Source organism: Luteococcus sp. Sow4_B9, assembly GCF_052116585.1.
In the GTDB taxonomy this organism is placed as follows: domain Bacteria; phylum Actinomycetota; class Actinomycetes; order Propionibacteriales; family Propionibacteriaceae; genus Luteococcus.
Window position 1 is genome coordinate 26,323 of the sequence record NZ_JBQKKT010000022.1, and the last position, 23,426, is coordinate 49,748.

At 67.9% G+C, this 23,426-nt stretch carries 23 protein-coding genes; 21 read left to right on the top strand and 2 right to left on the bottom strand.

The window, feature by feature from the left end; genetic code table 11:
* Positions 1-157: 157 nt before the first annotated feature.
* Positions 158-292, bottom strand: a complete 135-nt coding sequence (locus ACTQ49_RS12185) for a hypothetical protein (RefSeq protein WP_441828111.1) — start codon at positions 290-292, stop codon at positions 158-160.
* A 348-nt stretch (positions 293-640) separates the two neighbouring features.
* Here ACTQ49_RS12185 and ACTQ49_RS12190 point away from each other — a divergent pair, with 348 nt between their 5' ends.
* The 21 genes from ACTQ49_RS12190 to ACTQ49_RS12290 all read left to right on the top strand — a co-directional run bounded on the left by ACTQ49_RS12190 (position 641) and on the right by ACTQ49_RS12290 (position 22,354).
* On the top strand, positions 641-742 hold the full coding sequence (locus tag ACTQ49_RS12190; RefSeq protein WP_002550589.1) for a 30S ribosomal protein bS22: 102 nt from the start codon (positions 641-643) through the stop codon (positions 740-742).
* A gap of 63 nt (positions 743-805) precedes the next feature.
* Positions 806-1,204: a glutaredoxin family protein gene (locus ACTQ49_RS12195; protein WP_441828112.1), complete on the top strand. Its 399-nt coding sequence runs from the start codon at positions 806-808 to the stop codon at positions 1,202-1,204.
* A gap of 125 nt (positions 1,205-1,329) precedes the next feature.
* Positions 1,330-2,052 (top strand): redox-sensing transcriptional repressor Rex, encoded by a 723-nt coding sequence (locus ACTQ49_RS12200; protein WP_441828113.1) that lies wholly within the window; start codon positions 1,330-1,332, stop codon positions 2,050-2,052.
* Entirely contained in the window at positions 2,049-3,410 is a 1,362-nt protein-coding gene (locus tag ACTQ49_RS12205) for a glutamyl-tRNA reductase (RefSeq protein WP_441828114.1), read from the top strand. The genes ACTQ49_RS12200 and ACTQ49_RS12205 overlap by 4 nt, the downstream gene beginning before the upstream one ends.
* Positions 3,407-4,417 (top strand): hydroxymethylbilane synthase, encoded by a 1,011-nt coding sequence (hemC, locus tag ACTQ49_RS12210; protein ID WP_441828115.1) that lies wholly within the window; start codon positions 3,407-3,409, stop codon positions 4,415-4,417. The genes ACTQ49_RS12205 and hemC overlap by 4 nt, the downstream gene beginning before the upstream one ends.
* Positions 4,407-6,044, top strand: coding sequence for a uroporphyrinogen-III synthase (locus ACTQ49_RS12215; protein WP_441828116.1), 1,638 nt, complete (start codon positions 4,407-4,409; stop codon positions 6,042-6,044). The genes hemC and ACTQ49_RS12215 overlap by 11 nt, the downstream gene beginning before the upstream one ends.
* Positions 6,045-6,071: 27 nt before the next feature.
* Positions 6,072-7,046, top strand: a complete 975-nt coding sequence (gene hemB, locus ACTQ49_RS12220; RefSeq protein WP_441828117.1) for a porphobilinogen synthase — start codon at positions 6,072-6,074, stop codon at positions 7,044-7,046.
* 107 nt (positions 7,047-7,153) lie between these two features.
* A complete protein-coding gene (hemL, locus tag ACTQ49_RS12225) occupies positions 7,154-8,479 on the top strand; it encodes a glutamate-1-semialdehyde 2,1-aminomutase (RefSeq protein WP_441828118.1) in 1,326 nt (441 codons plus the stop codon).
* 50 nt (positions 8,480-8,529) lie between these two features.
* Positions 8,530-9,084, top strand: a complete 555-nt coding sequence (locus ACTQ49_RS12230) for a TlpA family protein disulfide reductase (RefSeq protein ID WP_441828132.1) — start codon at positions 8,530-8,532, stop codon at positions 9,082-9,084.
* Positions 9,085-9,159: 75 nt separating this feature from the next.
* Positions 9,160-9,870, top strand: a complete 711-nt coding sequence (locus tag ACTQ49_RS12235) for a cytochrome c biogenesis CcdA family protein (protein ID WP_441828133.1) — start codon at positions 9,160-9,162, stop codon at positions 9,868-9,870.
* A gap of 49 nt (positions 9,871-9,919) precedes the next feature.
* The gene (gene resB, locus ACTQ49_RS12240; protein WP_441828119.1) at positions 9,920-11,488 is read left to right on the top strand and encodes a cytochrome c biogenesis protein ResB; all 1,569 of its coding nucleotides are present in this window, start codon (positions 9,920-9,922) and stop codon (positions 11,486-11,488) included.
* Positions 11,485-12,393, top strand: coding sequence for a c-type cytochrome biogenesis protein CcsB (gene ccsB, locus ACTQ49_RS12245; protein ID WP_441828120.1), 909 nt, complete (start codon positions 11,485-11,487; stop codon positions 12,391-12,393). Before resB ends, ccsB begins: the two co-directional genes overlap by 4 nt.
* Positions 12,393-12,680: a hypothetical protein gene (locus ACTQ49_RS12250; RefSeq protein WP_441828121.1), complete on the top strand. Its 288-nt coding sequence runs from the start codon at positions 12,393-12,395 to the stop codon at positions 12,678-12,680. Before ccsB ends, ACTQ49_RS12250 begins: the two co-directional genes overlap by 1 nt.
* A gap of 78 nt (positions 12,681-12,758) precedes the next feature.
* The gene (locus ACTQ49_RS12255; RefSeq protein ID WP_441828122.1) at positions 12,759-13,526 is read left to right on the top strand and encodes an SDR family NAD(P)-dependent oxidoreductase; all 768 of its coding nucleotides are present in this window, start codon (positions 12,759-12,761) and stop codon (positions 13,524-13,526) included.
* Positions 13,526-13,933, top strand: a complete 408-nt coding sequence (locus ACTQ49_RS12260) for a YchJ family protein (RefSeq protein WP_441828123.1) — start codon at positions 13,526-13,528, stop codon at positions 13,931-13,933. The genes ACTQ49_RS12255 and ACTQ49_RS12260 overlap by 1 nt, the downstream gene beginning before the upstream one ends.
* 331 nt (positions 13,934-14,264) lie before the next feature.
* The gene (locus ACTQ49_RS12265; protein WP_441828124.1) at positions 14,265-15,698 is read left to right on the top strand and encodes a mycothione reductase; all 1,434 of its coding nucleotides are present in this window, start codon (positions 14,265-14,267) and stop codon (positions 15,696-15,698) included.
* 2 nt (positions 15,699-15,700) lie between these two features.
* Positions 15,701-16,933, top strand: coding sequence for a glycoside hydrolase family 3 N-terminal domain-containing protein (locus ACTQ49_RS12270; RefSeq protein ID WP_441828125.1), 1,233 nt, complete (start codon positions 15,701-15,703; stop codon positions 16,931-16,933).
* A gap of 84 nt (positions 16,934-17,017) precedes the next feature.
* Positions 17,018-17,587 (top strand): adenylate kinase, encoded by a 570-nt coding sequence (locus tag ACTQ49_RS12275; protein WP_441828126.1) that lies wholly within the window; start codon positions 17,018-17,020, stop codon positions 17,585-17,587.
* Between the two features lie 106 nt (positions 17,588-17,693).
* A complete protein-coding gene (leuS, locus tag ACTQ49_RS12280) occupies positions 17,694-20,621 on the top strand; it encodes a leucine--tRNA ligase (RefSeq protein WP_441828127.1) in 2,928 nt (975 codons plus the stop codon).
* Between the two features lie 600 nt (positions 20,622-21,221).
* Positions 21,222-21,683: an S-ribosylhomocysteine lyase gene (locus tag ACTQ49_RS12285; RefSeq protein ID WP_441828128.1), complete on the top strand. Its 462-nt coding sequence runs from the start codon at positions 21,222-21,224 to the stop codon at positions 21,681-21,683.
* Positions 21,680-22,354 (top strand): 5'-methylthioadenosine/adenosylhomocysteine nucleosidase, encoded by a 675-nt coding sequence (locus tag ACTQ49_RS12290; protein WP_441828129.1) that lies wholly within the window; start codon positions 21,680-21,682, stop codon positions 22,352-22,354. Before ACTQ49_RS12285 ends, ACTQ49_RS12290 begins: the two co-directional genes overlap by 4 nt.
* A gap of 89 nt (positions 22,355-22,443) precedes the next feature.
* Here ACTQ49_RS12290 and ACTQ49_RS12295 read toward each other — a convergent pair whose 3' ends face one another.
* A complete protein-coding gene (locus ACTQ49_RS12295; protein WP_441828130.1) occupies positions 22,444-23,319 on the bottom strand; it encodes a sucrase ferredoxin in 876 nt (291 codons plus the stop codon).
* Between the last annotated feature and the right edge of the window lie 107 nt (positions 23,320-23,426).

Genomic DNA, 23,426 nt, shown 5'->3' on the forward strand with positions numbered 1-23,426 from the left:
TGGGTAGAAGTCAGCCGGATTGCCGGGACCGGTCAGTCCGTGTCCCGACCGGGACGTGCAGAAGGGCCCACCGTGCGGTGGGCCCTTCTGTCTTCAGTGTGACGCGTGGGTCACAGTTGCGTCCTGGTACGCCCCCGGCGGGGCTGCAGCAGGCGGCTCAGTAGCGACGCAGGCCGCCAATGATGCTCTGGCTGCTGAGGAAGAGCTCGGGGTTACGGTGGGCCACGTCGCCGAGGACGGCGTTCGGGTAGGCATGCACGAGCTTGCCGAGGGCATCGATGAACTTGTTCATGGTCATTCTCCTGTGGATTGGTAACGGGTACGAAATGTCACGCAGGAATCCACGCTGACCGCCGCGAGCCGTGAGGGCCTCGGGCCGAGCCTGCAGTGAGTCAGTGTTCCGGGAGCAACCCGAAACTATCTGTCTCAGTCGGTACAACCACCGACACCTCGAGGTTATTCCCCGGCTCGTGGAAGGTTCAACTTCTTGCACGGAGTTTCCCAGATCGACATCGCAATTTCGCCCGTGGGCGCCCAAACGGTAGAGTTGGGGGGTCGCCCTCGTATCCGACCTCGTCGGGCGAGGATGAAAAGTCTTGGCTGGATCACCTTCCAGCCCCATTCGAGGAAAGGCTCCACTGTGGGTTCTGTCATCAAGAAGCGTCGCAAGCGGATGGCCAAGAAGAAGCACCGCAAGCTGCTCAAGAAGACGCGCATCCAGCGTCGCCGCGCCGGCAAGTAATTGCCGATGGCCGTGCGCCCTGGCCCCGATCGGTCCGGGTGGCATGGCTCAGGACTGCGCGACATGCGTCTGTGGCCCAAACGTGAGGCCAGCCGGTCCGCAACTGCACCCGCAGTTGCGGATGTTGGCGTACCCGCGGCCGAGTCGGCGGCAGGGAGTGGCCGTCAGCCACCCTTTCCCGTCGACCAGTGGGGCGGGACGGCTGAGGTCGTCTTGCTGACCAGGGCGGGCTGCCACCTGTGCGAGATGGCCGAGCCGGTGGTCCGTCAGGTGTGCACCCCTCGGCAGGTGAAGGTGGCCGTGGTCGACGTCGATTGCGATGACGGCCTTCGGTCTGCCTATACGAACCACGTACCCGTGGTCTTCGTGCGCGGCGAGATCGTGGACTACTGGCAGGTCGACGCCGAACGCCTGGCGCGCGCCATCGACGGCCACCCATTCGACCGGCCCGCGCCTCTGTGACCACGCGTCGTGCCACTCCTTGTCAACAGGGCTTTGTGAACCACATCACCAGCGGTTACAGTCCCAAGCGGAAGTGCAGTGGCACCGCGCACCGGCGCGCCGCCCCACGGCAGACCAGGAGTGTGATGACCGGCCCCGACGAGCAGCAGATCCCGGAGGCGACGATTGCTCGTCTGCCGGGCTATCTGCGTGTCCTGAATGACTTCCAGGCGGCCGGTGTCACGAGAGTCAGCTCCACGGACCTGGCGGAGGCCGCGGGTGTCCAGCCCGCACTGCTGCGCCGCGACCTGTCCTACTTCGGTAGTTATGGCACGCGTGGCGTGGGCTACGAGGTTCCACTCCTGGTACGCGAGATCGGCCTGACCACCGGTGGCGGCACCGTTTGGCCGGTCATCATGATCGGTGTGGGAAATCTGGGGCGGGCGCTGGCGACGCATGGCGGCCTCCTGCAGCAGGACTTCAAGATCGTCGCCCTCGTCGACGTGGATCCGGCGGTTGTCGGGAGCACGGTCGGCCGGCGGGTGGTGCAGCACGTCGATCGGCTCGAAGAGCTCGTGGCCCAATACCAGCCACGCATCGCCATCGTGGCCACACCCGCTCATGCTGCCCAGGCCACCTGCGATCGGCTCGTGGATGCCGGGATCACCAGCATCCTGAATTTCGCCCCCACCGGTGTGGTGGCCCCGGCGCATGTGACAGTGCGCGCCGTGGACCTCTCACAGGAGCTGCGTATCCTCGCCTTCCACGAGGCCCGTAGAGTCGTGGCCTCCGAATCCGCCACCGCTCAGCCCGTCCAGCCCGTCCAGTCCGCCCAGTCCGCCCAGTCCGCGCAGGAGTATGTCCCGTGACACTGCTAGCCGTCAGCATCAACCATCGCACCGCAGGCCTTGACCTGCTGGCGCGGGCGTCGATGGACAAGGACACCAGTCGTGCCCTGGCCACTTCCCTGGTGGGGCAGGCACATGTTGGAGAGGCGCTGGTCCTCTCGACGTGCAACCGCACCGAGATCTACCTGGACACCGATCGCTTCCACGCGGGGCTCGAAGCCGTGGCCGTTCCACTGGCCGAACGTGCCGGCGTCGATCGCGAGGAGCTGCCGGAACTGTGCCGCGTGTACTACGACGAGGCGGCCGTCAAGCACTGCTTCAGCCTCGTCGCCGGGCTCGACTCCCTCGTCGTGGGTGAGAACCAGATCCTCGGGCAGGTCCGTGAAGCGCTCTCGTCCGCGCAGGAGGACCGCACCTCGGGTGCTTCCATCAACCAGCTCTTCCAGACGGCGCTGCGCGTCGGCAAGCGAGTCCAGTCGGAGACCTCGATCGGTGCGGCCGGCCGTTCGGTGCTCACCGCGGCCCTGCAGCAGCTCGAAGGGGACTTCGAGGTGGCCGGATCCTCCTGCCTCGTCGTGGGAGCTGGCGCGATGGCCGGACTCGCCGCCCGCACCCTGGCCAGCCAGGGCGCCCGCGTTGACTGTGCCAACCGCACCCTGGCCAAGGCCGAGCGCCTCGCGGCGGAGGTGGGTGGACGAGCCATCCCCATGCAGGACCTTGACCAGGCCGTGGCCGAACACGACGTCGTGGTCACCTGCACCGGTGCCGCCGGCAGCCTGGTCAGCGCCGAATCATTGGGCGACGGCCCCGTCCCGAGCGTCGTGATCGACCTCGCCATGCCGCCGGATGTGGCGGATGACGTGGTGAGCAAGGGTGTTCGACTGGTGAACCTGGCCAGCCTCAAGGAACAGTCAGAGGAGCACGACGAGCTCGACGTGGAGGCCGCCCGCGCTCTGGTGGGCTCCGAAGTGACCGCCTTCCTCGCCAAGCAGCGCGCCCAGGCGGTGACTCCCACCGTCGTGGCGCTGCGCCAGATGGCCACCGGCGTGGTGGACAGCGAGATGAAGCGTCTGCGTCGTCGCCTGCCCGGGCTGGACGAGGCGGCCGAGGCACAGATCCACAATGCGCTCAACCGGGTGGCGGAGAAGCTGATCCACTCCCCGACGGTGCGTGTGCGCGAGTTCTCGGGTGGCGACGATCCGGTTGACTATGCCGCAGTGCTGCGCACCCTGTTCGCGCTGGAGGGGCGGGAGATTGCCCTCAGCGATCCCGAGGACTGCCCGCCCGAAGCTCGACGTGCGGTCTCCGAACAGGTGGACGGCGTCGTGCCGACCGTCCCCACCGTGCTGTACCCCAACCAGGAGGAGGCCACCGCATGATCCGCATCGGAGCTCGCCGCTCGCCGCTGGCCGTGGCCCAGGCCAAGTGGGTGGCTGCCCAGATCGTCGCGCTCGGCCATGACTGTGAGGTCATCGGCATCGACACCCTGGGCGACGTGGATCGTCGGCGCCTGACGGAGATCGGTGGCACCGGCATCTTCGCCACGGCAGTGCGGGATCGTCTGCGGGACCACAGCATCGACGTGGCGGTTCATTCCCTCAAGGACCTGCCGGTGGCACAGGCTCCGGGACTGGTGGTGGCAGCCATCCCCGCGCGGGAGGACGTCCGCGACGTGCTCGTGGGACTGCCCGTCGAACAGTGGGGCGACGGCACCGTGGTGGGCACTGGCTCGCCACGGCGGGCCATACAGGTCGAGGCGCTGGCCGCCCAGCGCGGCATCACCGTCAAGGTGGTTCCGATCCGCGGCAATGTGGACACCCGGCTGGACCTGGTGCGCCACGGCGACGTGGATGCCACCCTGCTGGCCGCCGCTGGCCTGCTGCGCCTGGGGCGGCTCGAGGCGAGGCAGGTCACCACGCCCATCACCCAGAGCCAGGATGTCCGCATCCAGGACCTTCCGGCACGCCTGCTGGGCACCGATGTGATGCTCCCGGCCGCCGGACAGGGGGCGCTCGGCGTCGAGTGTCGCATCGACGCATCCGACGAGGTGCTGACCGCCCTGGCGGAGTTGGACCACGCGGCCACCCGCGCCGCCGTCACGGCCGAACGTAGTTTCCTGTCCACGCTGGAGGCCGGTTGCCTCGCCCCGGTGGGAGCGCACGGCGTCGTGACCGGCGACGATTTGACCATTCGTACAGTGGCTGGGCAACAATCGTCCAATGATTCGGCCAGCACATCCGCTGGCACGGGGCCGCTGACCGTCATGGCAACGCGATCCGGAACCGCCGCGGATGCCCAGGGGCTGGGCGCTGCGCTGGCCGCTGAGGTCTTGCCGCAGATCCAGCTCGACCATGAGCAGAAGGTGAAGAAGCACGGTGAACACTGAGAGCGAGCCAGGCCTGGCCCCCATCCCCGGACGGGTGCTGTTCGTCGGCGCCGGTCCCGGCGATCCCAATCTCCTGACGGTTGCCGCGATCTCGGCGCTGGAGGATGCGGGCGCGGTGCTCGTCAACGACGATGACCTGCGCCAGATGTTGAACCATCCGGTGCTCAAGATCGACCCGGCCACGCCCGTGCTGAGCTTCGGCCCGTCGGAACATGCCCCCGCGGCACCGGTGGAGGCGCGCGTGCAGGCCATCATCGAGGCCGCCGAGAGTGGGCGTGACGTGGTGCGTCTGGTCAGTGGTGATCCCTTCCTGGACGGCGGCGTCTCGGGCGAGGCCGCGGAGTGCGCCAAGGCGGGTCTGGACATCGAGATCGTGCCGGGCATCTCGTCGATGACGGCGGTGCCGGAGTATGCGGGCATCTCCCTGGAGGGAGGGGTTCAGCTCATCCGTACCTTGCGTCGGCCGGGACTCGAGCCGGCCAGCGAGATGCCGGAGCAGTGGGCGGCCCACGGCACCCTGGTGGTGCACGCCAATGCCTCGCAGCTGGGCTCGATCCACGAGCAGGCCATCAAGTCCGGCCGCACCGCAGACGAGCAGGTGCTGCTCACCTTCTCCGGCGGCAGCACCCAGCAGCACTCACGCCAGGTGAAGCTCTCCGAGCTCCCCCGAGTGGCCCGCACCCTGGATCCGGAGGCTTCGGTGCACGTCATCGTCGGAGCGGCCGTGGCCGAGAGTCCGCGCGACGAACTGGACTGGTTCGAGCGCAAGCCGCTCTTTGGCTGGCGGGTGCTGGTTCCGCGCACCAAGGACCAGGCGGGCGAGATGGTGGCGCGTCTGGAGATGTACGGAGCGCACGCCGACGAGGTGCCGACGATCTCCGTCGAACCGCCGCGCACCCCGCAGCAGATGGACAAGGCCATCCGTGGTCTGGTCGAGGGCAGCTACGAGTGGGTCTGCTTCACCTCCGTGAATGCCGTCCGCGCCGTGCGGGAGCGTCTGGAAGAGTACGGCCTGGATGCGCGTGCCTTCAGCGGCCTGCGGATCGCCGCAGTGGGCAATGCCACCGCGAACGCGCTCAAGGCCTGGGGCATCAAGCCCGATCTGGTGCCGCTGGTGGAGCACTCTGCCGCCGGTCTGGCGGCCGAATTCCCCGCCTATGACGAGGTGCTGGACCCGATCAACCGGGTCTTCCTGCCTCGCGCCGACATCGCCACCGAGGTGCTGGTCAAGGGCCTCACCGAGCTGGGCTGGGAGGTGGACGACATCACGGCCTATCGCACGGTTCGGGCTGCTCCGCCACCCGCCGAGACCCGTGAGGCGATCAAGACCGGCAAGTTCGACGCGGCCGTCTTCACGTCCTCGTCGACGGTTCGCAACCTGGTGGGCATCGCTGGCAAGCCGCACAACCACACGGTGATCGCGGCCATCGGTCCGCAGACCGCGCAGGGTTGCGCCGACCACGGCCTGCGCGTTGACGTCGTGGCGCCCCAGCCGGGTGCGATCGAACTGGTGGATGCCCTGGCCGAGTTCGCCCTGAAGCGTCGCGCCGAACTGCTGGCCGAGGGGCGTCCCGTGACCAAGCCCAGTGAGACGCGGCGCCGTCGTCGCAGCACCACGTCCGCCTGACCCGTCGCGGACGCCTAGACTGGTCCAATGATCAATCGCCCTCGTCGTCTGCGTACCAGTCCGGCCATGCGTGGCATGGTGAGCGAGCACTCCGTGGAGGCGCGCCAGCTGATCCTGCCCGCCTTCGTGGCCGACGGGATCAGCGAGCCGCGTCCGATCGGATCGATGCCCGGCGTGGTGCAGCACACCCTCGACGGGATCAGGCGCACGGCCGTCGAGTGTGCCGAGGCGGGCCTGGCCGGGATCATGCTCTTCGGCGTGCCGAAGGAGGAGGACAAGGACGCCAACGGCAGCCAGGCGCTGGCCGAGGAGGGCATCCTGAACCGCGCCATCCGGGCGGTCCGCGCCGAGGTGGGCGACAGCCTGCTGGTGATGAGCGATGTCTGCCTGGACGAGTTCACCGACCATGGGCACTGCGGCGTCCTGAATCCCGACGGTGTGGTCAACAATGACCTGACCGTGTTGCTGTACGCCGAGATGGCGCGGATCCATGCCGAGTGCGGTGTCCACATGGTGGGGCCCAGCGGTATGATGGACGGCCAGGTGCTCGCCATTCGCGAGGCACTCGATGACTCCGACCACTCGGACGTGGGCATCATGGCCTACGGCGCCAAGTACGCCAGCGCCTTCTACGGCCCCTTCCGTGAGGCCGTCGGCAGTTCCCTGCAGGGGGACCGCAAGACCTACCAGCAGGACCCGGCCAATGTGCGCGAGTCATTGCGTGAGGTCTTCGCGGACATCGAGCAGGGCGCCGACATCGTGATGGTGAAGCCCGCTCTGCCCTACCTGGACGTGCTGCGCGTTGTGCGCGACTCCGTGGACGTGCCAGTGGCCGCCTACAACGTCTCCGGCGAGTACTCGATGGTCGAGGCGGCTGCCGCCAACGGCTGGCTCGACCGTGAGCGCACCATCGACGAGACCCTGCTGGCCATCCGTCGCGCGGGCGCCGACATCACCCTCACCTACTGGGCCCTCGAATGGGCCCAGCGCCAGTGCCGCTGAGGGTACAGCGCGAGCGCCGCTGAGGGTACGGCGCCAGGGCAACCGATCCCGATCATCGCTCGGAACGGGATTCGAATCCCGCCGGACGGGCGCATAGGCTGGCCCACATGCAACCCGTGCCTGCCTCCGACGAGCTCTTCGACCGTGCCCAGAGGGTCATTCCCGGTGGGGTGAACTCCCCGGTTCGCGCCTACCGCGCGGTTGGTGGAACCCCGCGCTTCATCACCGGTGCCAAGGGCGCCTTCGTGACCGATGCCGACGGCAACGAGCTCGTTGACCTGGTGGGCTCCTGGGGCCCGATGATCCTCGGACATGCCCACCCGCAGGTGCTGGATGCCGTTCAGGCCACCGCCGCCCGGGGCACCTCCTTCGGTGCTCCCACCCAGGCCGAGGTGGAGTTGGCCGACCTCATCGTCGAACGCACCCCCATCGAGATGGTGCGGCTGGTGAACTCCGGCACCGAGGCCACCATGAGCGTGCTGCGCCTGGCCCGCGGCATCACGGGTCGCGACAAGATCGTCAAGTTCGCCGGCTGTTACCACGGCCATGTCGATTCCCTGCTGGTGGCCGCCGGCTCCGGCGTCGCCACCCTGGGCGATGCCGCCAGCCGCGCCATTCCCGCCAGCCCGGGCGTCCCCGGTGTCGTGGCCCAGGACACCCTGGTGGCCCCGTACAACGACCGCAAGGCCGTCGAGAAGATCTTCGCCGAGCACGGCAACCAGATCGCCTGCATCATCACCGAGGCGGCGCCGGGCAACATGGGCGTGATCGAGCCGGGCGTCGAGAACGGCGAGCACTTCAACGCCTTCCTCAAGCGCATCGCCCACGAGCACGGTGCCCTGTTCGTCAGCGACGAGGTGATGACCGGCTTCCGGGTCACCCGCAGTGGCCAGTACGGCAAGGACGGCGTGGAGCCTGACCTGATGACCTTCGGCAAGGTGATGGGCGGTGGTTTCCCGACGGCGGCCTTCGGTGGGCGTTCCGAGCTGATGCTGCACCTGTCGCCGGTCGGCGGCGTCTACCAGGCCGGCACCCTGAGCGGGAACCCGGTGGCTTCGGTGGCGGGTGCCACCACGCTGAAGCTGTGCACCGATGCGGTCTACAGCCACCTCGATGAGGTCTCCGCGGCGCTGCAGCAGTCCGTCGGCACCGCGCTGTCCACCTTTGGGATTGCCCACACGATCAACACCGCGAACAGCATGTTCAGCGTCTTCCTGGGCACCGAGGGGCCGGTGACCAACTACGAGCAGGCCCAGGAACAGAGCGGCGAGGCCTTCGCGGCCTTCTTCCACTCCATGCTGGACCAGGGCATCTACCTGCCGCCCTCGGGCTATGAGTGCTGGTTCCTCTCGGCCGCGCACGACATGAATGTGGTGGACCGGATCATCGAGGCACTGCCCAAGGCGGCCGCCGCTGCCCGCAAGGCGCTGTGACCGTGGCGCAGGCAACATCTGGGGGACGCCCCAACCCGGCTCGTCGACGGCTGCTCCAGCTGGGCGTCGGCCTGCCGCTGCTCGGACTGGCCGCGTGCAGCGATGACTCCACTGGAGCCAGCGAGGAGGAGGGCTTCGCCACCGGAACGGGCACCTACACCCGCATCGCCCCGGCAGACCGCAAGCCGGTGCCGGAACTGTCCGGCAAGACACTCGACGGCAAGCAGCTCTCGCTGGCCGACTTCGCCGGCCAGGTGGTGGTGCTCAATGTGTGGGGATCATGGTGTTCCCCCTGCCGTCACGAGGCGCCGCACCTGGTGAAGGCCGCCGAGCGGACCAAGGGCAGGGCCCAGTTCATCGGGCTCAACACGCGTGACCTGAACGTGGCGCAGGCGCAGGCCTTCGTGCGCAGCTTCGGCATCACCTTCCCCAACATCCACGATCCCAAGGGCGAACTGCTGCTCAAGTTCGGCGCCCTGCCGCCCAAGGCGATCCCCAGCACCCTGGTGATCGACCCGTCGGGCCTGATCGCGGCGCGCGTGCTGGGCGAGACCACCACCGCGACGCTGGTGGGTACTGTCGACGACATCGCAGCCGGCAAGTAGGCACGGATGGAGCCGAGCGGATTGGGGCTGCCCCTGATGCAGACCGGATGGGTGGAGAACGCGATGGGCGGCAGCATGCTGCTGGCGATTCCCGTCGCGGTTCTGGCGGGGCTCGTCAGTTTCTTCTCCCCGTGCGTGCTGCCACTGCTGCCCGGTTACCTGAGTTTCGCGACCGGTCTGAGCGCGTCGGAGGTGCAGGAGGGCAGCCGCCGCGGCCGGATGTTGCTGGGAACCGTGCTCTTCGTCCTGGGTTTTGCCGTGGTCTTCGTCGCGACGGGCGCCCTGATCGGCGGCATCGGGGCATCGCTCATCCAGCACCAGCGGGCCATCAATGTTGTCGTTGGGCTGCTCACCATCCTGCTCGGCGCCATCTTCATGGGGCTGGTGCCGATCGGTCAGCGAGATCTACGGGTGCACCGGCTCCCGAGGCTGGGCCTGCTGGCCGCGCCCCTGCTGGGCATGGTCTTCGGCGTCGGCTGGACCCCCTGCATCGGACCGGCCCTGAGCGTGGTGCTCGGCCTGTCCTTCAACGAGGCGTCCCAGACGCGGGGTGCGATCCTGGCCTTCTGCTACGCGATGGGTCTCGGGCTGCCGTTCGTCGTGGCCGGTCTGGCGATGTCCCGAATGGCCGGCACGATCACCTGGGTCAAGCAGCACCACAACCTGGTGCAGCGGCTCGGTGGCGGTCTCATGGTGCTCGTGGGCGTGATGCTCGTCAGCGGCCTGTGGGACAGTGCCATGGGCGTCCTGCGCCAGTGGGCAGTCAACTGGGGCACCCCGATCTGATGAGGATGCCGCGCACGGTTGCCGTGCCGGGAAGTTGCGAGAGGAATCGATGAGCACGAGCGAGAAGCGTCCGCAGGCACTGCGGCCGGTGGAGATGCTGCGCTGGGTGTGGACCCAGCTGACCAGCATGCGCACAGCCCTGGCCCTGCTCTTCCTGCTCGCCCTCGGAGCCATCCCCGGTTCGCTCATCCCGCAGCGCAGCCAGTCCGCCTTGAAGGTCAGCGAATTCCGCGAGGCCAATCCGGCGCTGGACCGCTTCTATGAGCCGATGGGTATGTACGACGTGTACACCTCGCCCTGGTTCAGTGCCATCTACCTGCTGCTCTTCGTCAGCCTGATCGGCTGCATCGTGCCCCGGATCGGCGTCTACTGGCGTGCGGTGAAGGGGCAGCCGCCGCGCATGCCGTCGCGTCTGGACCGGCTCCCGGAGCATCGACTCGTGACGGCCACCGGAAGCGTCGACGAGGGCCTGGACCGTGCCGACGCGTGGTTGCGCAAGCGCCACTTCCGCACCCAACGCGCCACGCTTCCGGACGGCACGCAGGGGATCAGCGCCGAACGCGGCTACCTGCGTGAGTTCGGCAACCTGCTCTTCCACCTCAGTCTGGTCTTCATGCTGCTGGGAGTTGCCTGGAACAACCTGATGGGCTTCAAGGGGTCCACGATCATGGTGGAAGGCCAGGGCTTCAGCAATTCGATCACGCAGTACGACGAATACCGGGCCGGCGCCTGGGTGGACACCGACGCACTGGCCCCGTTCACCATGGACCTCGAGCGTTTCATCGTGAAGTTCGAGACCGGCCAGGTGCAGCGCGGAGCGGCCCGTGACTTCCAGGCCAAGATCAAGGTCACCGAAGGGGACCAGACACGGCAGGAGACGGTGCGCGTCAACCACCCCGTCACGATCGAGGGCAACAAGATCCACCTGATCGGCCACGGCTATGCGGCCCATGTCACCGTCACCGACGGCGAGGGCAAGGCGGCCTGGTCCGGTCCCGTCATCTTCCTGCCCCAGGACGGCAACTTCACCTCGTCGGGTGTCATCAAGGCCCCCGACGCGCGCCCCGATCGGCTGGCCATGCAGGGCGTCTTCCTGCCCACGGCACCCGAGGAGGGGATGATGGGGCAGTCGATCTTCCCGGACGCCTTCAACCCCAAGCTCTTCCTCAATGCCTGGTATGGCCCCCCGAAGCAGGAGACCGGCAAGCCGGAGAACATCTACGCCCTGGACACCGCGGGCATGACGCAGTTCAAGGAGAACGGCGACATCGTGCGTTTCATGCTGGAACCCGGGCAGGGCTTTGACCTGCCCGACGGCAAGGGCAGCGTCGTCTTCGACGGCTGGTCGCGCTGGAGCAAGGTGCAGATCAGCCGCGCTCCCGGCCTGCCCCTGACCTTCGGCTCGGTGGCAGCCGCCATCCTGGGCATCAGCCTGAGTCTGTTCGTGCGTCCCCGACGGTTGTGGGTGCGCAGCCGGGTGTCCGAGGATGGCACGCGCCAGTTCGAGGTTGCCGGACTGGACCGAGCCGATGCCCGTACGGGACTCGACGAGCACGTCGACCAACTTGCCGTGGCTGCCAGTGGCGCCGCGGATGATGTCACCAAGGAGAAGAAGTGAGCATCGAGGAACTCTCGGCACTGGGCGTCGTGACGGCTGCCGTCGTCTATCTGATCGCCTTCATGGCCCATTCCATGGAATGGGCGGCAGCGCGGGGGCTTCCCGTCCTCGCCGCTGGTGAGCAGCCCTCGCCCGAGCACGAGAAGGCCTTGGTTCGCGTGGACATGTACGGCCGGATGGGTCTCGGCCTCACCGTCGTCGCCTTCCTGGCACACGCCATGGGCGTGGTGCTGCGGGGCGTTGCCGCGCAGCGTGCTCCCTGGGGCAACATGTACGAGTTCACGATCTCGGCCCTGCTCTTCGCCGTCATCACCTATCTGGTGCTGGCGGTGACCCGCGACATGCGCTGGCTCGGCCTGCCGATGACGCTGCTGCTGGCCATTGGCAATGGACTGGCCGCCACCGTCTTCCACGTCGCGGTGGCCCCGCTGGTGCCGGCGCTGCACTCGGTGTGGTTCATCATCCACATCGTCGCGGCTGCCATTGCGGGTGCCGCCTTCAATGTCGGTGGCATGGCGTCGATCATCTACCTCTTCCAGCACCGCGCCGAACAGTCCGGCAAGGAGCGCACCGGTTACCTGGCCAAGCTGCCGTCGGCCAAGCAGATGGACACCTTCGCCTACCGGATGCATGCCTTCGCCTTCCCGGTGTGGACCTTCACGATTGCCGCCGGGTCCATCTGGGCCGAGTACGCCTGGGGTCGGTTCTGGGGTTGGGACCCCAAGGAGACATGGAGCCTGGTGACGTGGGTGATCTACGCGATGTACCTGCATGCCCGGGCGACGGCCGGCTGGCGTGGTACCCGGGCCGCGGTGATCGCGATCATCGGTGTGGTCAGCTTCTGGTTCAACTTCGTGGGCATCAACCTCTTCGTGAGCGGCCTGCACTCCTACGCGGGCATCTGATGTCGCGGCCCGCACCCGGTCCCGAGACGTCCCCGTCGCACGGCGGCGGCCGCTGGCTGCCGCAGCTGACCATCCTGATGTCCCTGGTCTGTGCGGTGGTCGCGCCCCTGGCCAGACCCCTGGGGGAGGTGGGGCCGCTCGCCTTCATGGTGCTCATCGTGCTGCTCGGTCTGGGCGGGGCGGCGCTCGCCGTCCAGCAGCACCGGCCACGCTGGGCCGCGGCCAACCTCGTGGCTGGCGTGGTGCTGCTGGTCCTGGCCCTGGTGCTGACGTCGACGCTGGCCTGAACGCTGGCCTTCAGCGGTGCCCCGTTCGAGCCGTCCCGACGGGGACTCGTGGTGACCGGATCCGGCTAGGCTGGCCGCATGCATGCACTCGTGACTGGAGCATCGGGGGGCCTGGGTCAGGCTTTCTGCGAACACCTCGCCGAGCGGGGCCATGACGTCGTCCTGGTCAGCCGTCGGGTGGAGGAACTGGAGAGGATTGCCGCCCAGCTGCGTGAACGCTATGCCGTCGACGCGCTGGTGCTGCAGGCCGATCTGTCCGAGGAGTCCGTCCGCAATGACCTGGCGGCGGATCTGGAGCGTCGCGGCGTGCAGGTGGACGTGCTGGTGAACAATGCGGGCTTCGGCACGATCGGCGATCTGGCGACGGCTGATGTGGACCGCCTCAACGACGAGATCAGCCTGAACTGCGGGGCCGTCGCGCACCTGAGCCGACTCTTCCTGCCGGGCATGCTGGAGCGCGGCAAGGGATCCATCATCAATGTGGCCAGTACCGCGGCCTTCCAGCCGATCCCGACGATGGCCGTCTATGCCGCCACCAAGGCCTTCGTGCTGAGTTTCACCCACGCGCTGTGGCAGGAGACCCGGGACACCCCGGTGCGGGTCACGGCCATCTGCCCGGGCCCGACGGACACGGCCTTCTTCGACACCGCCGGTGATGACAAGGTGCTGTCTCGGCGTCGTACGCCCGCACAGGTGGTTGCCAGCACCTTCAAGGCCCTGGACCGCCGCGCGCCGAGCGTGACCGACGGACTGTTCAATGCGCTGCAGGGGCAGCTGGCAAAGGTCGCCCCGGTGCAGGTGGCGGTCCCGATGGCCCGCCGCGCCGTGCGTCCGACCGGCCACTGATGGGAACCCGGCTGGACCGGTCCGAGTGCCCCTGCGGTTCGGGTGAGGTGCTGGGGGAGTGCTGCGGCCCGCTGCTGGATGGCCACCCGGCGGCCACGGCCGAGGCCCTGATGCGCTCCCGGTACACGGCCTTCGCGCTGGCGGACCGGCACCCGGGTTCAGCCGACCATCTGTGGCGTACCTGGCATCCGGCCAAGCGGCCGGCCGATGCCACGCCGGATGCCGCCCAGGTGTGGGAGGGCTTGGTGGTGACCGAGGTGGTTGATGGCGGCCCGGATGATGAGGCGGGTGAAGTCTCGTTCACCGCTCGGTGGAGGCAGGGTGGAGCGCGTGGGGTGCTGACGGAGCGCAGCTTCTTCGTGCGTCGTGCCGGACGGTGGGTCTACCTCGACGGTGAGGTGGCCTGAGACCCGACGTGCTCGTCATATGGCAACTGCGAGCCAGAGCGGGGACGGAGCCCCGGAAGACAGCAGCGGTCCCGTGCCGGATAATCCCCCCGAATTCATCCGACCCGGAACCGCTTGGTCATGTTTGACGTTGACACCACTCTCCCTCTCCGGCGCTGTGAACACAAGTTAACGTTGAACGCTCGGGTGGGGCTTTCAGATCCGGGTCAGGAAGCAGCGTGCTCGTGTCCCCTGTCTGGGGGACAACTGTCTGGGGCAACCAGGGCCCGAGGGCTGATGGTTCGGGCCCGGCTGACCGGAAATGTCAGGGCCCGCCGGTAGCGTTGTGGCCATGGAGCATTTCGACCTGGTCATCATCGGTTCCGGATCGGGCAACACGCTCGTCGACGAGCGGTTCGACGGTCTTCGTGTGGCGATGGTGGAACGCGGCATCTATGGCGGCACGTGTCTGAATGTGGGGTGCATCCCCACCAAGATGTTCGTCCTGCCGGCGGATCATGCCGTCTCCCCGCAGGAGGCCGCGAGGATCGGTGTGGACCTCGCTCTCGAGGGCGTTCGGTACGAGGAGATCCGGGATCGTGTCTTCGGCCGGATCGATCCGATCTCGGCGGGTGGCAAGGCCTGGCGCGAACAGAGCGAGAATGTGACGGTCTTCACCGGCAATGGCCGCTTCGTCGAGCGGGACGTGCTGGAGATCGCCCTCCAGGGCGAGGACGAGCCGGTCCGCATCAGCGGGGACCGCTTCGTGCTGGCAGCTGGCTCCCGGGCCGTGCTGCTCGACGTGCCCGGCATGCACATCCCGGAGGTGGCCACCCGCGTGCACACCTCTGACACGGTGATGCGGCTGCCCGAACTGCCCCGTTCCATGGTGATCCTGGGCGGCGGCTACATCGCCAGTGAGTTCGCCCACGTCTTCAGCGCCTATGGCGTCGACGTCACCATGGTCAACCGGTCCGGCGTGCTGCTGCGCCGCGAGGACGAGGCCATCAGTGAGCGGTTCACCGACGTGATCTCGCGTCGGGTGAACCTCAAGCTGAACCAGCAGGTCTCCCGCCTGGACTGGCAGGACGGCCAGGTGGTGGTGGTGGCCACCGATCCCAATGGCATCGAGTACAGCTACGACGCAGACCTGGTGCTGGTGGCGCTGGGCCGCACCCCCAATGGCGACGGGCTGGACCTGGATCGGGCCGGAGTGCAGGTGGATGCGGACGGCCTGGTGGTCGTGGACGAGCACCAGCGCACCAGCCAGCCGCACATCTGGGCACTCGGCGACGTCAGCTCGCCCTCCCAGCTCAAGCACGTTGCCAATCACGAGGCCCGCGTGGTGCAGCACAACCTGCTGTGCGAGATCACGGGCCAGGGGGAACTGGCCTCGTCGGACCACCGTTTCGTGCCGCATGCCATCTTCACCGACCCCCAGATCGCCTCGGTGGGTGCCACGGAGCAGGAGCTGCGTGAGCAGGGAAGGCCCTACCTGGCCAAGGTGCAGAAGTATGGCGACGTGGCCTACGGCTGGGCGATGGAAGACCAGGACCACTTCGTGAAGCTGCTCAGCGACCCGAAGGCCGAGCACCTGCTGGGGGCCCACATCATTGGCCCGCAGGCGTCCACGCTCATCCAGCCGCTGATCCAGGCCATGAGCACCGGGCTGGGGATCGAGGAGATGGCCCGCAGCCAGTACTGGATCCACCCGGCCCTCACCGAAGTCGTGGAGAATGCCCTGCTGGGCCTCCTCGAACAGCGCGACGACAGCAAGGAGGCCTGAGCATGAACAGGTCCAGTTCCCTGGCTGCCCTCGCCTGCCTTGCCCTGCTGGCCGGCTGCGGCTCCGGCGGCGAGCAGTCACCCGCCGCCCAGTCCGGGGCCAGCGGAGGCACACAGGCTGCAACGTCTTCGTCTGGCGAATCGTCGCCCGAGCAGGGCGCCACGGGTGTCCCGGCGGCGAAGCCGTCGGTGAAGGAGGGAACCAGCTGTCGTTCCATGGCCGAGGAGATGGATCTGGAGCAGAAGGTCGGCCAGCTGTTCATGGTGGGCACCACGTCCAGTTCTGTCGACGAGGTGGAAACCGCCCTGCTGGAACACCAGGTGGGATCGGTGATCCTGTTGGGCGGGGACCTGCGTCCCCATGACGAGACCGCGGCCCTCACCGAGCAGATCCAGGCCGCCAGCCCCAGCCAGATCCCGGTGCTGGTGGCCAGTGACCAGGAGGGCGGGCAGGTCCAGCGGTTGGCCGGCCCCGGATTCGAAACCATCCCACCCGCCACCGAGCAGGCCCAGATGTCTCCCGCGGAGCTCACCAAGGCTTGGCGGGGGTGGGGCCAGCAGATGAAGAGCGCGGGCGTTTCGTACAACCTGGCCCCGGTGGCCGACGTGGTCCCCGAGGGCATGGAACAGAAGAATGCAGCCATCGGGCAGCTGAAGCGCAATCTGGGCAATGACCAGGAGAGCGTCGCCACCAATGCCTCCGCGGTCGTGAAGGGTCTGGCCCAGGCCAAGGTGGGGTCGAGCCTCAAGCACTACCCGGGGCTGGGGACGGCCACGGTCAACACGGACTTCGGCGTCGCCAAGGACCCCACCACCACCCTGGACGACGCGGAGTCCTTCCTGGGCGCGATGGACGCCGGCGCCAGCTCGGTGATGATCAGCTCCACCATCTACGAGAAGATCGACCCCGACAACCAGGCCGTCTTCAGCAGCAAGGTGATCACAGACGGGCTCCGTGAAAAGCACGGCTGGAGCAAGGTGGTCATCAGCGATGACCTGGGTGCTGCCGCGGCGGTCAAGGACGTCCCGCCGGGGGAGCGCGGCGTGCGCTTCATCGAGGCGGGTGGGGACATCGTCATCGACGCCGATCCGGCCAGCCTGGACGAGATGGTGGGGGGAGTGGTGGACAGGGCCACCTCCGATCCCGACTTCGCCGGCAAGCTGGACAACCACGTCACCCGGGTGCTGCAGCTGAAGGCGGAGCTGGGAGAGCTCGCCTGCACCTTGGAGAACTGACGGGCCCTCGCTTGCGCCGGCCGTTCCAGAGCGGCTGGCTGCTGGGATCATCCGCGCTCCGGCCAGGGGCACTAGTCTCCTGTCATGCCCGCAGCCACCGCCGATGACCTTCGCCACGCCCATCGGGTTCTGCTGTACGGGGTGACGGGCAGCGGCAAGTCGACTGCCGCAGAGCAGCTGGGGCCCCGGTTGGGGCTCCCCGTCCACCTGGTGGACGACGAGATCGGCTGGCTGCCGGGCTGGCAGCAGCGGCCGATCCCGGAACAGCGCGAACTGGCCGCGGACCGGGTGTCGGGGGAGAACTGGATCCTGGACTCCGCCTATGGCCACTGGCGTGACCTGGTGCTGGCCCGCACACAGGTGATTGTCGCGCTCGACTATCCACGGTGGATCACCCTGCTGCGCCTGGTACGCCGGACCGCCCGTCGGGTGGTGACCCGGGAGCCGCAGTGCAATGGCAATGTGGAGACCCTGCGGCAGACCTTCTCCAAGGAGTCCATCATCGCGTGGTACTTCCGCAGCTTCGACAACAAGCGTCGCCGGATGCGCCAGTACGAGGCGGACCCGGAAGGACCCGCCGTCATCCGGCTCACGCACCCTCGGCAGATGCGCCGCCTGCTTCTGGAGCTGGACGAGTCAGCCACGGCCGGTTGAGCCCGCCCTCGCCGATGGAAAGCCCGACCGGCGGGCGCACCTCTCGCGGCTGGGATAACCTCGTCGGGTACGTCGTGAGACGACTTCGACGATCGTGAAGGACACCATGAACGAGCCGCAGCACCGCTACACCGCCGAACTGGCCGGCCAGATCGAAACGAGCTGGCAGGACCGTTGGGAGGCGGACGGCACCTTCCATGCCCCGAACCCGGCCGGTCCCTGGGCCGAGCCCGAGAAGGCCGAGGGTCGCGAGAAGCTGCTGGTGCTCGACATGTTCCCCTACCCGTCGGGTTCGGGGCTGCACGTGGGACACCCGCTGGGTTACATCGCCACCGACGTGTTCAGCCGCTTCAACCGCATGCTGGGCAAGAATGTGCTGCACGCCATGGGCTACGACGCCTTTGGCCTGCCGGCCGAGCAGTACGCCATCGAGACCGGCACGCACCCGCGGGTCACCACCGAGGCGAACATCGTCACCTACAAGCGCCAGCTGCGCCGCCTGGGGCTGGACCACGACGACCGTCGCAGCATCAAGACGATCGACCCGGACTACTACAAGTGGACCCAGTGGATCTTCACCGAGATCTTCAATGCCTGGTATGACACCGAGGCTGTGCGTGCCGATGGTGGTCTGGGCAAGGCCCGCCCCATCAGTGAACTGGTCGACGAGCTGGAGGCCGGCACTCGCGAGCTGGTCGGTGACTTCGCTGGTCGCCAGTGGGCGGACCTGTCCGCCAAGGAGCAGGGCGACTACCTGGATGGCTTCCGCCTGACCTATGCCGACGAGGCGCCCGTGAACTGGGCCCCCGGTCTGGGCACCGTGCTGGCCAATGAGGAGGTCACCTCGGAAGGCCGTTCGGAGCGGGGGAACTTCCCCGTCTTCAAGGCGAACCTGCGACAGTGGAAGATGCGCATCACGGCCTACGCCGACCGGCTGGCCGAGGATCTGGACCGCGTCGAGTGGCCCGAGAACATCAAGGCGCTGCAGCGCAACTGGATTGGCAAGAGCCACGGTGCCCGAGTGCACTTCACCGGCCCCAATGGTGAGGACATCGAGGTCTTCACCACGCGTCCGGACACCCTGTTCGGCGCCAGCTTCATGGTGCTGGCCCCCGAGCATCCGCTGGTCGCCTCGCTCGTGGGTGAGGGTGCTGTCTGGCCGGAAGGCACCCGCGAGGCCTGGACCGGCGGCGCCGCGTCGCCGAAGCAGGCCGTCGAGGACTACCAGTACGAGGCTGGCCGCAAGTCCGACGTCGAACGACAGATGGACGACAAGACCAAGACCGGTGTTTTCACCGGCGCCTGGGCCACCAACCCCGTCAACGGCGCCAAGGTGCCCGTCTTCATCGCCGACTACGTCCTGATGGGCTACGGCACCGGCGCCATCATGGCCGTCCCGTCGGGCGATGATCGTGACTTCGAATTCGCGCAGGCCTTCGATCTGGACATCATCGACGTCATCAGCCCCGTCGACGGCGACGGCAAGGCGCAGGCCGGCTGGGAGGGCACCGTCGCCGACGGGAAGGCCTTCACCGGCGAGGGTGTGCTGATCAACTCGGCCACGGACGGCCTGGACCTCAACGGCATGACGGTCACCGAGTCGAAGGCCGCCATGATCGCCTTCCTGGAGGACAATGGCGCGGGCGTCGGCACCGTCAACTACCGCATGCGCGACTGGCTGTTCAGCCGCCAGCGCTACTGGGGCGAGCCCTTCCCGATCGTCTACGACACTGACGGCGTGCCGCACGCCCTGCCCGAGAGCATGCTGCCGCTGGAGCTGCCCGAGGTGGACGACTACTCGCCGCGCACCTTCGACCCCGACGACCGCGACTCCCGCCCCGAGGCGCCGCTGGCGCGTGCCGCCGAGTGGGTCAACGTCACCCTGGACCTCGGCGACGGCCCCCAGCAGTACCGCCGCGAGACCAACACCATGCCGCAGTGGGCTGGCTCGTGCTGGTACTACCTGCGCTACCTGGACCCGGCCAATGACCAGGCCTTCGTGGACCCGGCCGTCGAGCAGTACTGGATGGGCAAGCAGCACTCCGCCGTGGCCGGAGCCGCCGAGGGGACGAAGGATCCGGGCGGTGTGGACCTGTACGTTGGCGGTGCCGAGCACGCCGTGCTGCACCTGCTGTACGCCCGCTTCTGGCACAAGGTGCTGTTCGACCTGGGCCATGTCAGTTCGGAGGAGCCCTTCCGCAAGTACTTTGCGCAGGGCATGATCCAGGCCTACGCCTACACCGACGAGCGTGGGGTGTACGTTCCGGCCGCGGACATCGAGGAACGCGGCGAGGGCAAGGCCACCGAGTACTTCTACCGGGGCGAGAAGGTGGAGCGTCGCGCCGGCAAGATGGGAAAGAGCCTCAAGAATGCCGTCAGCCCCGACGAGATGTACGAGGCCTACGGCGCCGACACCCTGCGCGTCTACGAGATGAGCATGGGTCCGCTGGAGCTGGGTCGCCCGTGGGAGACCCGCGCCGTGGTTGGTTCGCAGCGCTTCCTGCAGCGCCTGTGGCGCAACATCGTCGACGAGGAGACCGGTGATGTCGTCGTGGTGGACGCGCCGCTCGACGCCGAGACCGAGAAGGCGATGCACAAGACCATCGACGCCGTCCGCAAGGATTACGCGACGCTGGGCTTCAACACCGGCATCGCCCGCCTGATCGAGTTCAACAATGCGCTGACCAAGCTCGACGCCGTCCCCCGCGAGGCGGCCGAGGCCCTGGTGCTGATGGTGGCCCCGGTGGCCCCGCACATCGCCGAGGAGCTGTGGAAGCGTCTGGGACACGACGAGTCGCTGGCCTACGCCGACTTCCCGGTGGCCGACGAGTCCAAGCTGGTGGATGACCAGGTGACCTGCGTGCTGCAGATCAAGGGCAAGGTGCGCGCCACCCTGCAGGTGCCAGCGAGCATCACCGAGGACGAGCTGAAGGCCCTGGCCTTGGAGCATCCGAAGGTGGTGGCGGCAACCGAGAATGGCGTGCGCACCGTCATCGTCCGCGCTCCCAAGCTGGTGAACGTGGTGCCTGCCTGATCGGTGGCGCTGCCTGATCGGTGGCTCTGGCTGGGTGGTGCTGGCCGGGTCTGCTCTGGTGGGAATCCCACTGCAGGGCGCTGCCCCGGGGATGCTGATTTCTTCAGTGTCCCCGGGGCATTTTCTGTTCCGGGGCGGTGCCCTGAGCGAGGAGGGGGCCGCGTGGGTTTGGGCGCGCCGCGTGGTTTGAGGAACCCAGCCTGGACACAGACCTCGCGTGGTTTCAGGCGCCCGCGTGGCTTTGGGCGTCTTGCCGGGGCGTCGCGTGGCTTTGGTGACCGCGCGTGCGCAGGAGCACACGCGAGGCTTCCAAACCCACGCGGGGAGGTTGAGGGGCCCCGGATCCCACGCGAGGCCCTGGATCACACGCGCGGAGGGACCGCGTGGCTTTGGGCATCGCGCGTGCGCAGGAGCACACGCGAGGCTTCCAAACCCACGCGGGGAGGTTGAGGGGCCCTTGATCCCACGCGAGGCCCTGGATCACACGCGAGGCTTTCAAACCCACGCGCGGTCTGGGCCCCAGTGACGCGCCCCGCCAGTGACCACCTCTGGGAGACCGCGCCGCCAGTTGCTGACTTGGCCGGCCGGTAGCCTTGGGACATGCCGAAGATGAATGTCGAGAGCTTCAACCTGGACCACACGCTGGTCGCCGCGCCCTACATCCGCCTGGCCGACCGCAAGGAACTGCCCCAGGGCGATGTGCTGACCAAGTTCGACGTGCGCTTCTGCCAGCCGAACAAGGAACACCTGGAGATGCCGGTGATCCACTCGCTGGAGCACACCATGGCCGAGAACTTCCGCAATCACGCGGACTTCATCGTGGACTTCTCCCCGATGGGCTGCCAGACCGGCTTCTACCTGATCACCTCCGGCGATCACGAGATCTCGGAGATCGAGCAGCTCGTCGCCGCCACGCTGGAGGATGTCCTGACCGCGACGGAGGTTCCGGCCGCCAATGAGGTTCAGTGCGGCTGGGGAGCCAGCCACACCCTGGAGGGTGCCCAGGAGGCCGCCCGCGCCATGCTGGCCAAGCGTGACGAGTGGCAGCAGGTGATGGCATGACCCATGTCTTGCTGCTGGCGGCCATGGCCGAGGAGACCACGCCCGTGCTGGCCGGACGGGAGAGCGTCGAGGTGGAGACCGGACGCGTCTGGCGTGCCGAGCAGGGTGACACAACGGTCACGCTGGTCACCTGCGGCATCGGCCTGGTCAACTCCGCGGCCGCCACGGCCGTGGCGATCTCGCAGCTGCGCCCCGACTACGTGATCTCCTTGGGATCGGCCGGGGGGCTCGGAGCCGACGTGCGGGTGGGCGACATCATCGTCGGCCGATCCTACCGCTATGCCGACGCCGATGCGACCGCCTTCGGTTATGAGTACGGCCAGATCCCGTCGATGCCGGCCACCTTCCCGGGCGACGAGCGGTTGTTGGAGCTGGTTGCCGATGACCATACCGATGGGACCGTGCACATTGGCGACATCGTGAGCGGCAACTCCTTCGTCGCCGGTGACCTGGCGCACATGCTGCGCAAGCGTTTCCCCCAGGCCATGGCGGCCGACATGGAGTCGACGGCCATCGCCCAGGTTGCGTGGCAGGCCAAGGTGCCTTTCGTGTGTGTCCGTTCGATCAGCGACCTGTGCACCCCGCAGGCGGGCAGCGACTTCAAGGGCAACATCGACGATGTCGCCGCGCGGTCCGCGGCCGCCGTCTGGCGCCTGGTCGAGAAGCTCTGACCTTCACCGCTGCGGCCCGGGTCATGACGCGGGCCTGGAGACGGGACTCGGCCCCCGCCGTTACCTGGCAGCAGGCGACGGGGTCTCCGTCAGGCCTCGGAGACCTGCCACCAGCTGATCGGGACGGCGTGCTTGCCGCAGCTCTCGGGCAGCTGGACCTCGTCGGAGGACTTCTTCTCCACCACCAGTCGCCAGCTCCGGCCGTCCCGATGGCTGGCCTGCACGACAGCCTCGTCCGACTGGTAGTCCATGGCCGCCGGGTCGGTCTCTCCGGTGCGGCTGCGCAGCCAGGCATCAGCCACTCTGGCCCACTGCGGCAGGTCTGACCTGCCGCGGTCGTGCCGCTCGTCCAGCGCCAGCAGCTGACCGTCCAGTGCCCGCTCGGCGAGTTCCTCGTCGACGAAGGCCAGCATCTGGCGCGACGGGAGTGCCAGCGCCGTCGTGGCAAAACGGTGCCCGCCCAGGTGCGTCGCCTCCCAGGCGCGACCTGGATGACGCTCCGCCAGTGTTCGGGCCAGCGGCGCCCCCTTGACCGCACAGCATCGATCCCGCTTGCCATTGGTGCACACCAGCAGCACCGGATCGCTGGGCTCCAGGGGCGACGGGGGAGTGGCTGCGGCGCGCAGGTCCGGCCAGGCTTGCAGCAGTTCCAGCAGATCGCGGGCACTGTCCAGGACGGCACGGCCGAGCCAGGGTGCGCCGACGGGACCGCCCGCGACGAAGACCGTTCGGGGGCCCTCCACATCGGGATGGGAGAGCGGGTCACGGACCAGGACAAGTCGTCCACCAGACCGCGTCACCTCCGTGTCCAGCTGCCTGCCCAGCTCCGGATCCAGTCGCGACTCCGTGAACGCCTTGGCTCCCCAGGGGCCGGGCTGTTCCAGGGCAACCCAGAAATCCGCATTGGGTGCCGTGCCCAGTGCCGGAAGGCCGGCGTCACTCCATCCGTCGCTGCAGGAAGTCATGCGTTTCTCCTATGTCAAGCGGCCAGTGGGATGCAAGTCCCGGGGGCTGCTTGGGTGGTCTTGGGTGGGTTCTTGAGGGTGGTGAACACGATGCGGATGAGGTGGCG

Excerpts from the sequence above, each read along its gene's own strand:
- ACTQ49_RS12185 (WP_441828111.1), bottom strand. The coding sequence starts at position 292 with ATGAACAAGTTCATCGATGCCCTCGGCAAGCTCGTGCATGCCTACCCG.
- ACTQ49_RS12195 (WP_441828112.1), top strand. The coding sequence starts at position 806 with ATGCGTCTGTGGCCCAAACGTGAGGCCAGCCGGTCCGCAACTGCACCC.
- ACTQ49_RS12200 (WP_441828113.1), top strand. The coding sequence starts at position 1,330 with ATGACCGGCCCCGACGAGCAGCAGATCCCGGAGGCGACGATTGCTCGT.
- hemC (WP_441828115.1), top strand. The coding sequence starts at position 3,407 with ATGATCCGCATCGGAGCTCGCCGCTCGCCGCTGGCCGTGGCCCAGGCC.
- hemB (WP_441828117.1), top strand. The coding sequence starts at position 6,072 with ATGATCAATCGCCCTCGTCGTCTGCGTACCAGTCCGGCCATGCGTGGC.
- hemL (WP_441828118.1), top strand. The coding sequence starts at position 7,154 with ATGCAACCCGTGCCTGCCTCCGACGAGCTCTTCGACCGTGCCCAGAGG.
- ACTQ49_RS12235 (WP_441828133.1), top strand. The coding sequence starts at position 9,160 with ATGCTGCTGGCGATTCCCGTCGCGGTTCTGGCGGGGCTCGTCAGTTTC.
- resB (WP_441828119.1), top strand. The coding sequence starts at position 9,920 with ATGAGCACGAGCGAGAAGCGTCCGCAGGCACTGCGGCCGGTGGAGATG.
- ACTQ49_RS12250 (WP_441828121.1), top strand. The coding sequence starts at position 12,393 with ATGTCGCGGCCCGCACCCGGTCCCGAGACGTCCCCGTCGCACGGCGGC.
- ACTQ49_RS12255 (WP_441828122.1), top strand. The coding sequence starts at position 12,759 with ATGCATGCACTCGTGACTGGAGCATCGGGGGGCCTGGGTCAGGCTTTC.
- ACTQ49_RS12260 (WP_441828123.1), top strand. The coding sequence starts at position 13,526 with ATGGGAACCCGGCTGGACCGGTCCGAGTGCCCCTGCGGTTCGGGTGAG.
- ACTQ49_RS12265 (WP_441828124.1), top strand. The coding sequence starts at position 14,265 with ATGGAGCATTTCGACCTGGTCATCATCGGTTCCGGATCGGGCAACACG.
- ACTQ49_RS12270 (WP_441828125.1), top strand. The coding sequence starts at position 15,701 with ATGAACAGGTCCAGTTCCCTGGCTGCCCTCGCCTGCCTTGCCCTGCTG.
- ACTQ49_RS12275 (WP_441828126.1), top strand. The coding sequence starts at position 17,018 with ATGCCCGCAGCCACCGCCGATGACCTTCGCCACGCCCATCGGGTTCTG.
- leuS (WP_441828127.1), top strand. The coding sequence starts at position 17,694 with ATGAACGAGCCGCAGCACCGCTACACCGCCGAACTGGCCGGCCAGATC.
- ACTQ49_RS12285 (WP_441828128.1), top strand. The coding sequence starts at position 21,222 with ATGCCGAAGATGAATGTCGAGAGCTTCAACCTGGACCACACGCTGGTC.
- ACTQ49_RS12290 (WP_441828129.1), top strand. The coding sequence starts at position 21,680 with ATGACCCATGTCTTGCTGCTGGCGGCCATGGCCGAGGAGACCACGCCC.
- ACTQ49_RS12295 (WP_441828130.1), bottom strand. The coding sequence starts at position 23,319 with ATGACTTCCTGCAGCGACGGATGGAGTGACGCCGGCCTTCCGGCACTG.